General features: G+C 52.5%; 7 protein-coding genes and 2 pseudogenes. 8 read left to right on the top strand and 1 reads right to left on the bottom strand.

The features are described from left to right. The 3 genes and pseudogenes from F7Q90_RS23695 to F7Q90_RS23685 form a co-directional block, all read left to right on the top strand. A pseudogene (locus tag F7Q90_RS23695) lies at positions 1 to 149 on the top strand (IS630 family transposase); the annotation flags it as partial. Between the two features lie 126 nt (positions 150 to 275). Beyond that, a pseudogene (locus tag F7Q90_RS23690) lies at positions 276 to 902 on the top strand (FMN-dependent NADH-azoreductase). 16 nt (positions 903 to 918) lie between these two features. Next, complete coding sequence (locus tag F7Q90_RS23685) at positions 919 to 1,245, top strand: YciI family protein (RefSeq protein WP_006121607.1); 327 nt, start codon at positions 919 to 921, stop codon at positions 1,243 to 1,245. A gap of 43 nt (positions 1,246 to 1,288) precedes the next feature. On the opposite strand, the gene F7Q90_RS23680 is transcribed toward F7Q90_RS23685, so the two are convergent. Further along, positions 1,289 to 2,950: a methyl-accepting chemotaxis protein gene (locus F7Q90_RS23680; RefSeq protein ID WP_006121606.1), complete on the bottom strand. Its 1,662-nt coding sequence runs from the start codon at positions 2,948 to 2,950 to the stop codon at positions 1,289 to 1,291. Positions 2,951 to 3,557: 607 nt separating this feature from the next. Here F7Q90_RS23680 and F7Q90_RS23675 point away from each other — a divergent pair. The 5 genes from F7Q90_RS23675 to F7Q90_RS23655 all read left to right on the top strand — a co-directional run bounded on the left by F7Q90_RS23675 (position 3,558) and on the right by F7Q90_RS23655 (position 8,374). Beyond that, positions 3,558 to 3,782, top strand: coding sequence for a FeoA domain-containing protein (locus F7Q90_RS23675; protein WP_006121604.1), 225 nt, complete (start codon positions 3,558 to 3,560; stop codon positions 3,780 to 3,782). Next, positions 3,782 to 6,115, top strand: a complete 2,334-nt coding sequence (feoB, locus tag F7Q90_RS23670) for a Fe(2+) transporter permease subunit FeoB (RefSeq protein ID WP_006121602.1) — start codon at positions 3,782 to 3,784, stop codon at positions 6,113 to 6,115. The genes F7Q90_RS23675 and feoB overlap by 1 nt, the downstream gene beginning before the upstream one ends. A 773-nt stretch (positions 6,116 to 6,888) precedes the next feature. Next, positions 6,889 to 7,050 (top strand): glycosyltransferase, encoded by a 162-nt coding sequence (locus F7Q90_RS27680; RefSeq protein WP_080577470.1) that lies wholly within the window; start codon positions 6,889 to 6,891, stop codon positions 7,048 to 7,050. A gap of 125 nt (positions 7,051 to 7,175) precedes the next feature. After that, entirely contained in the window at positions 7,176 to 8,069 is an 894-nt protein-coding gene (locus tag F7Q90_RS23660) for a glycosyltransferase family 2 protein (protein WP_335671946.1), read from the top strand. Beyond that, positions 8,066 to 8,374 carry an MATE family efflux transporter gene (locus F7Q90_RS23655; RefSeq protein WP_044242899.1) on the top strand — a complete coding sequence of 103 codons (309 nt, stop codon included), beginning with the start codon at positions 8,066 to 8,068 and terminating at the stop codon, positions 8,372 to 8,374. Before F7Q90_RS23660 ends, F7Q90_RS23655 begins: the two co-directional genes overlap by 4 nt. The last annotated feature ends 73 nt before the right edge of the window (positions 8,375 to 8,447 follow it).

The following is an 8,447-nucleotide window of genomic DNA, read 5'->3' as shown; positions in this document are numbered from 1 at the left end:
ATGTCGAACGGTTGTGGCAGGCGCTTCATGAGACAATAACCCGAAATCACCAGTGCAGTTCAATGTGGCAACTGTTGAAAAAGGTCCATCACTTTATGAATACCGTCAGCCCATTCCCCGGGGGAAAACATGGGCTGGCTAAAGTGTAGCGGTATTAGGATCAGTTATTTAGTCATTTATCGCTGGTTTCACATCCTGAACAGGTGGCTACGTTTATCGATCGCGCGGCCAGAACCCTTCCATCGTCATAGCACCATCACTCTCAGGGGAATCCCATGAACAGATTACTTCATATTGACGCCAGTATTTTCCAGACGTCGTCGGTTACCCGGCAGCTTACCGCGGACATCGTCAGAAAACTGTTGGCAAAGTACCCCGCTGCTCAGGCGACTTACCGTGATGTCGTGGCCGAGGAAATCCGTCCTCTTAACGCGGCCATCGCGGCAGGTTTCAGGGCGGGAAACGACGACAACGTCAGTGAGTACATAGCAGAACAGCATCGCTTATCTGACCTGCTGGTGGCGGAGTTTCTTGCCAGTGATGTGATAGTCATCGGTGCGCCGATGTACAACTTTTCGGTGCCTGCCCAACTAAAATCCTGGCTGGACCGGATCGCGCAGGCAGGCAAAACATTCAGTTATACGGCACAAGGCCCGGTGGGATTGTCAGGTGGGCGAACCGTGATCGTGGCCTCGGCGCGGGGCGGCTTTTACCACGGCGGTTCCCTTGAAGAGTGAGATTTTCAGGAACGGTATCTGGCCGCTTTTTTTCGGTTTTTAGGCGTTGAGCATATTCATGTTATCCGTGCAGAAGGGGCTTCAAAAGGGGAAGCCATTCAACAGCGTGAAATCGGCAACGCGTTTAATGCCGCCAGCACGCTCATCCAGTCACTTGCGTTGTAATCCACAGGAGAACCTTATGCTTTACATTGTTACGCTGAGTTATCGTGGTGCCGCCGCCGAACGTGAAAAACACAGCGCGGGTCATAAAAGCTGGCTGGTGGAGCACATCAAGACGGGCGAGGTGGTTTTGGCCGGACCGCTGGAAAATCAGCAGGGCGGCGTTGTGCTGTTTCTCGCCTCTGATGAGCAGGCTGTTCGCGACAGGTTGACCGAGGATCCCTTTGTGGCGTTGGGACTGGTTGATGTGGCTGTTACGGGCGTTCATCCAGCCCTGGTTTCTTCTGTGTTTGACGCCGACTGGGGCAGTGAAACGAAGGTCGTTGATATGGCCCACCGCGCCTGAAGCCGTTTGCCGCGGAGCAGGGCATCGCTCCGCGGCAAGTCGATCAGAATGACTGCCAGTTATCCGCTGACGGTGCGGTAGACACAGGCGTCATAACGGGTTTTTTCAAAGCTGTGCTGCGGGACGTCGCCAGACCTGTGGTCGGCTTTCTGCCCGTGTTAAACACGGAGACCGACTGACGTAACTGCGTAGCCTGATCTTCCAGTGAGGCTGCCGCACTGGCCGATTCCTCTACCAGCGCCGCGTTTTGTTGCGTGACGCCGTCCATTTCCGATACCGCTTTCGTCACCTGTTCAATACCGCGCGTCTGCTCGGCCGAGGCCGAGGCAATCTCAGCCATCAACTGGGTCACGCTGTTAACGGAATGCACAATGCTTCCCATGACATCACCCGCTTCGGAGGCATGAGTCGAACCGCTGTTGACACGCTGCGTCGATTGTTCAATCAGCGTGCGGATCTCCTGCGCCGCGCTTGCACTGCGTCCCGCCAGTGAACGCACCTCACCGGCGACTACAGCAAAACCGCGCCCCTGTTCGCCTGCGCGTGCGGCTTCGACCGCAGCGTTAAGCGCCAGAATATTCGTCTGGAACGCAATGCTGTCGATAATGCCAATGATGCTGGCAATCTGTTTAGAACTTTCACTGATCTGCTCAATATTGGAAATCACCTTCGCCACAATCTGCCCACCCTGCGACGCCATCACCGCGGCATCGTTCGCCATCGCGGTGGCCTGCTGTGCATTTTCCGCGTTCAGTTTTACTGTCGAGGTCAGTTGCTCCATGCTGGCTGCCGTCTCTTCCAGTGCGGCTGCCTGTTGCTCTGTGCGGGCAGAGAGGTCGATGCTGCCGGCCGATACTTCTGCTGCGCCGGTGAAAATGGACTGCGTTGCATCATCGACAGAACGAATCGTCACCACCAGCGCGCTGCGCATCTCTTCCAGTTGGCTGAGGAGCCGTCCGGTTTCATTGTGACTGTCGCTGGCGATCTCACGGGTCAGATCCCCGGCAGAGATCGCGCGCATGTAGTCGGTTGCCAGAGTCAGAGGTTTCAGCAACAGTGTCCGCAGGCCAGCCCATACGCTGGCAACGGTCACCAGAGCAATAACTGCGATAATCAGCAAGGTCCACAGCATATTGGTGTAGTTGTGATCGTTTTCTGCGGCGATTTCCTTCATCAGCTGATAGTTAGCGCTCCGCCAGGCCTGATAAGCCTTATCCAGCTGATCCTGCGCTTCCTGTGCATCAAGATTGCCGTAAGCCTGATAGTTGTTATTTCGCAGGAACTCGACCGACGCGAGCATGGTATCGTGCATTTTGCTGTAAGCCGTCTGCACGTTTTGGGTCAGTTCCGCATGCTGTCCGGGTAAGGGCGGGGCGGCTTTGTAGGCTGAAAAATACTCATCGGCTTTTTCAGCAGATTGTTTCGCTGTGTCCAGCAGTGTGGCAATCGAGGCCAGAGATGCCGGATCCTTCTGGTTTTTCAGAAAACGAATAGCCACCCGGCTGACGGTGACACGCGTCTTTATCAGCGTCTGCACACTATCGCTCAGTTGCTGTTGTTGTAGCGTCAGTTGTTCAGTGTGAGAAAAGTTGAGTCCCGCCTGGCTGACAGACGAATAAAAAAGCGACCCGGTAAGCATTAACAGCGCACTGAACAAAAACAATACGGCAATAATGCCCGTTGTAATTTTAAGGTTTTTAAACATGGCGGCGATACCTGATAAACGTGGATACAGGTATATCGGTATTTAACGGATTACCTTAATAGTGACGCCATAAATAATGTGATCTATAACGATTAGTTTAAAAATAAAATGACGTTTTCAGGAAAAGCGCGTTTTTTTAATGGCTTGGCATAGTCACAAAAACGGGGTGATCAAGGGTCCGTTTATGCAGAAATGTACCGGGAGTTACGTTTTTTCGCGTAATAATAAGATGAAGGCCTGGGTGAGACATTTGCGCGTTAATATTTTTCGCTGCCCTCATACGTGACCGCAATCTGACGTTGTGTCCGTCTTCGCTGTATAAGCCGTGCTTCACAGACAGGGGGCTGAAAATAGGTATGGCAACACCATCTGTTATTTTCCCACTGCTGAGGCCGCTCAGCCTGTTTGCCGCTGAGGGACGTTTCTGACAATCTTCCGCAATGCTTCTTTCCGGATGGCCCTTAACCCGAGCGGGCCGTCAGGGTGAAATGGCATATCAGCGTGTTTTTGTCGTTATCCTGCGCATCACCCCCATCCAGATCAAGAAACAAGAATAGTTATCATTTGTATAATTCCTGCCTTAGTTGTTAACGGTTGGGATATATCTGTGAAAATCAAAACACACACCAGCTATCGTGTCAGAGGCTACCAGCCTTCTGTTGATCCCGCCTGGCGGCAAAAATTACTAACCATGGGCGTGCTGCCCGGCACGCTGATTGACATTATCCGTACTGCACCACTGGGCGATCCCGTTCATATCCGTACGCGTCGCCTCAGTCTGGCGGTGCGGCAACGCGATCTGGCTTCGGTTCTGCTGGAAGAAGTCCGCTGATGAGAACATTAACCCTGGGTCTGATCGGCAACCCGAATACCGGTAAAACCACGTTATTTAATCAGCTTACCGGGGCCCGCCAGCGCGTAGGGAACTGGGCGGGCGTGACGGTAGAACGCAAGGAAGGGCAGTTCTTTACGGCTGAAACGGATGTACGGCTGGTTGATCTGCCAGGCACGCGCTCGCTTACAACGCTTTCTGCGGACAGCGCCATCGATGAAAGTATCGCCTGTGGGTATCTGTTTGAGGATCACGCCGACCTGGTGATTAATGTGGTAGACAGCTCAAACCTGGAGAGTCATCTTTTCCTGACTTTTCAGCTACTGGAGCTGGGCATGCCCTGTATCGTGGCGTTAAACATGCAGGATATCGCGCTCAGCCAGAATATCATCATCGACAGGGCAGCGCTGTCAGCCCGGCTGGGGTGCCCGGTCGTGACGCTGACGTCAACACGTGGCGAAGGCATCGCCTCGCTTAAACGCGCCATTGACGACTGGCAGGGAGAAAGACCGCCACAACCTCTGGTTTATCCTCGTGAAATTGAGACGGCCATCGCGCGCCTGCAAACGATGATGCCTGCGGACATCGCCAGGCAAAAGCAGCGCTGGCTGGCGCTACAGTTGCTGGCAGGTGACATTAACAGCCAGCGCATCTGTCCCACAGTCGTCCCCCAACTGCCGGCGATCAGGCAGGCGGCGGGCGGCGATCCGGCAATGCATGTGGTGAACTGTCGTTATCAGGCTATCAACGCGCTCTGCGCCGCGGTCTGTAATCTCAATAAAGCCGCACCCGCTGCGCTGACTGAGTGGCTGGACAACCTTGTGCTGAACCGGTTCCTGGGAATACCGGTTTTTCTGGGCGTGATGTATCTGATGTTTGTGCTGTCAATTAACATCGGTGCAGCCTTCCAGCCTTTGTTCGACAGCGGATCGGTGGCGCTGTTTATTCATGGCGCGCAGTGGCTGGGCTATACCTGCCACTTTCCCGACTGGGTAACGGTCTTCCTTGCGCAGGGCATAGGGGCCGGGATTAACACGGTGTTGCCGATTCTGCCCCAGATCGGCCTGATGTACCTGTTTCTGTCTTTTCTTGAAGACTCGGGGTATATGGCGCGTGCGGCGTTTGTAATTGATCGCCTGATGCAGTCGCTGGGCTTGCCGGGAAAATCCTTTGTACCGCTTATTGTCGGGTTTGGCTGCAACGTGCCTTCAGTAATGGGCACGCGTACGCTGGATACACCCCGTGAGCGCTTACTTACCGTGCTAATTGCGCCCTTTATGTCCTGCGGTGCGCGGCTGGCGATTTTTGCGGTTTTCGCCGCCACCTTTTTTGGCGCCTGGCGCGCCAGCCTGGTTTTCTCTCTGTACGTGCTGGGCATTATCGTGGCCATCGTCACTGGGCTTATCCTGAAAAATACGCTGCTGCGCGGCGAAGCGTCACCTTTTCTTATGGAGCTGCCGGTCTACCATCGCCCCCATGTGAAAAGCCTGTTGATCCAGACCTGGCAACGTTTAAAGATGTTTATCGTACGCGCAGGTCGCGTCATTATTGTGGTCAGCATGGTGATCGGATTACTCAGCAACTTTTCGTTTAGTGGGGCAACCGTAGACCATATCAATGATTCTGCGCTGGCTACTGTGAGTAAAGTCGTCACGCCAGCCCTGCGACCAGTCGGCGTGACATCAGACAACTGGCAGGCCACGGTCGGGCTGGTGACAGGCATCATGGCGAAAGAAGTCGTGGTCGGTACGCTGAACAGTCTTTATGTCGGCGAAGATGTTCAAAGCGGCGCGTTTCGCCCGCAGGACTTTTCGCTGTCGGGTGAGTTAGGTGACGCGCTGAAAGAAACCGGTGACAGCCTGAAGAGCGCATTCAGCCTGCGTGCGCTGGCCAACCCTATTGAAGCGAATAAAGGTGACAGTACAATCAATGCGACGCAAATGGGCGTGATGAGTGCGAAATTCGGCAACGGCTTCGCCGCGTACAGCTATTTGCTGTTTGTGTTGCTCTACGTTCCCTGCGTATCGGTGATGGGCGCAATAGCCCGGGAAGCCGGGAAAAACTGGATGTTGTTTTCCTTTTTCTGGGGCCTGAACGTTGCGTACTCCGTTGCTACGCTGTTTTATCAGAGTGTCAGTTTTCGCCTGCATCCGGGGTTTAGCGCGCTGTGCCTGATGAGTGTGGTCGTGCTTAACGGTCTGGTCATTAGCCTGCTGCGCCACGCAGGTGGACGTGCGCGCACGAAGCCGGTTTCCGCACCGCTCACCTCATCGCGTAAGACAGGATGTGGCGGCTGTGCGGGATGTGCTGAGCACCGGCATGCCAGCGACTGAGGACGACGGGGATGTGTGCGGCTGCCCATAATAACCGTGGGCAGACGGAGCCGCCGGAAAGCAATGATGATAAGGTTAGCAGTCTGATCGCACGGTTTCCTCGGTCGCCGTTGAACGAAGAGGCAATGCCGGGAGCGTATTTAGCGATTCTCTCCGCGACCCGGGCGGAATCAATCTCACCGCAGAAAGCCAGTCCATGCAGCCCCGGGGTGTGCCAGTCCACGCATATTTTCAGGCGCTGAGATTTTTTATATGCCCCAAAAAGTTAAACGTTAATTAAACACTTATGTTTCTTCTGGCATATTTATTTATTTTTACTGGACACGCGTTGTTTTTTATTAAAATGCCATCTGAAATATGTCGATTTTTATAAGGAAGTTCTTATTAATTTTTTCCGGGAAAAGTGTCTTCCATTTTTCACTTCACTGGCTATTGTCTGAATGTTCTCTTTACGCTTTACATTGCGAAGGTGGCTTATTGCGGAAACGGTCCGCGCCTGAGTAGAGTATCACAGGCAGGCTCTCTGTATTTCCGCAGGGTTCAGTAACGCCATTTTAAATTACAGAATACTCTTAGTTTTGATGTCATCCTCATGTTTATGCTGTCTTTTATTTTCTGGTTTCATGCTATACATATTTTGATACAAAAATTGGCGATGTGCATACAGATGACTGATTTAGAGTAGCGAAAAATTTTTACGAATAAAAATAGCTGGAACTAACCGACACTTTCCCTGCGCTACACTTTAATAAATATGTCACACCAGAGGTTATATGTTTAATGATCAACACGCCCCTTTAGTGTCATTTATCGTGCCTGTTTATAACGGCGCGATGTTTATTGAACGTTGCGTCGAGAGTATTCTTCAGCAACCTCATGCTGAGCATTGCCAGCTTATTTTAGTCAATGATGGGGCTTTGTTGAATAATAGGTAATCATTCTGTTTTGTCTGCACTGTTTTGGTAGAAAACGCTGATGCCAGACAGAACACCGTCATACGCAAGCATGTAACGCATTGATTTTATGTTATCTGAAACAACCGTTTTCATAGTACCACAGCATAAAATCCATTTATTCAACAAAGCCCAATGATGGTTCAAGTGATAATTCACTTGAGCTAATGAAAAAATACCAGAATTATCCTGGCGTAGAGATTATAGATAAGCCCAATGGCGGCGTTTCATCGGCACGTAACTGCGGTCTGGATGCTGCGCGTGGCACATTCCTCTCTTTCATCGATGCCGACGACTTTCTGCCTTCAGGTGTGCTGGATACCTGGCTGGGGCTGATGAATGAAGACGTCATTCTGGCCGTAGGCGAATCCCGCACCTTTTCTCATGACGGCGAGCCGCTGTCCGGGGAGCCTGAAGAGACCGCACTGCGCAGTCTGCGCGCTGATAAGGCGATCGGTGAACTGCTCTACCACACGCCGAAACACGGTATCTGTGACAAGTTTTTCCGCCGGACGATCGTGCAACAGCAGCAGTTACGCTTTCGGGAAGATATCTTCAACTTTGAAGATCTGCTGTTTGTGATCAGCTACCTGTCCGGTGCCCCGCAGGGACAGGTCGTGTTCAGCCCTCGGGTCGTCTACCACTATGTTGAGTCACACGATTCCGCAACGCGCTCGGCGCTCAAAGAAAAACACTTCACTTACGTCCGGGCTTTTACAGGGATTAAACGCGTCTTGCTACGGCCGCAGGAACGCTATTACTACTTCTTATTTCTGAAGGTTACGGCCTCGCACATCTATAAAGCCCTGTATAGTGGGACGTTCAGCGCGGCATTCGTCAGGCAGTATATTGAACTTTACCGGCAAAACTATCGTGCCTATATTGCCGCGGGCGTGCTCCCAGACGCCTGGAGCCTTTATTTTACGCTTTTCTACCTGTCTCCACGCCTGGTGTCCGGGCTGCGTCATGCCGTACAGACTCTGTTGAGGGCGCGTTCGTGAAACAAAAGCTGCAAAACTCGTTATGGATGATCATTGAGAAGCTGGTTGCGGTATTTGGCCTGATGTTTGTAACGTCCTTCGTCGCTAAGTACGTCGGGCCTGTCACGTTTGGTGTGATCGCCATTTCCATGCTGATATTTCAGTTTATCCAGTCTGTGGCGATGATGGGCTGCGACGTCATCCTGCTCAAGCGCATTGCCCAGAATCACCGTTCTGGCATCCGCCTTATGGTGCCGGCTGTCATTTTGGTGGTAAGCGTCACATTTAAACCGTCTGTGCAGCGGGCTCCGGTTCCGGGAAAATAGTGTCCATCATTTTTTAATGGACACTATCGCGTGAAACACCGGACATGGCTCCTTGAGGCGCTTCGCCTCCATT

Origin of the sequence: Pantoea stewartii subsp. stewartii (assembly GCF_008801695.1) — a bacterium.
In the GTDB taxonomy this organism is placed as follows: domain Bacteria; phylum Pseudomonadota; class Gammaproteobacteria; order Enterobacterales; family Enterobacteriaceae; genus Pantoea; species Pantoea stewartii.
The sequence above is the reverse complement of the archived record's forward strand: the minus strand, read 5'-3'. Positions and strand labels throughout refer to the sequence as shown.

Excerpts from the sequence above, each read along its gene's own strand:
- feoB (WP_006121602.1), top strand. The coding sequence starts at position 3,782 with ATGAGAACATTAACCCTGGGTCTGATCGGCAACCCGAATACCGGTAAA.
- F7Q90_RS23685 (WP_006121607.1), top strand. The coding sequence starts at position 919 with ATGCTTTACATTGTTACGCTGAGTTATCGTGGTGCCGCCGCCGAACGT.
- F7Q90_RS27680 (WP_080577470.1), top strand. The coding sequence starts at position 6,889 with ATGTTTAATGATCAACACGCCCCTTTAGTGTCATTTATCGTGCCTGTT.
- F7Q90_RS23680 (WP_006121606.1), bottom strand. The coding sequence starts at position 2,950 with ATGTTTAAAAACCTTAAAATTACAACGGGCATTATTGCCGTATTGTTT.